Annotated in this window: 2 protein-coding genes; both read right to left on the bottom strand. The window is 35.3% G+C overall.

Annotated features, from left to right (window positions below; all coding sequences use genetic code 11):
- The coding region (locus AC1DPZ_RS28635) for a trehalose-6-phosphate synthase (RefSeq protein ID WP_477409930.1) at positions 1-250 on the bottom strand (250 nt) is incomplete at its 3' end.
- Between the two features lie 148 nt (positions 251-398).
- The coding region (locus AC1DPZ_RS28630; RefSeq protein WP_477409928.1) for a hypothetical protein at positions 399-637 on the bottom strand (239 nt) is incomplete at its 5' end.

Genomic DNA, 637 nt, shown 5'->3' with positions numbered 1-637 from the left:
GGTTTATCTCTTCCTGGTCAAGAAAAACAGGTATAAGACTCAATTCTTTTAACTGATCTGTAACCTTATCTTTATCCTGCTGTTCGGCAATTTCAACTCCCGGCCAGCCAATCCACACATTATCGTCTTGTTTGTATATTGAACCTAAACCGGTTGCAAGCCCCCCTTCGCTTGATGATAAATTATATTCGTCATCAATTTTAGAAATTTTTACAGGTAGCCGGTTAGATACAATGATAGTCTTTGGCATAATACTTATTAATATTTATTACTTGATGTTTTATAAAGGTGTAAACAGCCATATTTGTTTGCTAAAAGGGAAGAATTACAATATTTGTAAAACAAAAAAGCCGTCCAGATATTTCTGAACGGCTAATATTAAAGCGATTTCCGGGTGATTATTTCACTTGTTGAAAAAATTCAAGGTTAGCTTGTTGAGTTATTCTTACAAGTACCTCGTGAGCATCATTTTTCAAATCAACGAAGTATGAAGTAGCTTCGATGTTAGGGTTTACATCGGTATTAGCCTGGTAAACAATAACTTCGCCAATTTGGTAACCAGCATAGTCTTTGTTGATTTGTTTCATTGTTTTAGCAGGGATAGCTTTAGAGTCAACACGTTGTGTAACACCAAGGT

It is taken from the genome of Mucilaginibacter sp. P4_G9 (assembly GCF_056400985.1).
Note: the sequence above shows the minus strand (reverse complement) of the source record. Positions and strands in the feature narration are given on the sequence as shown.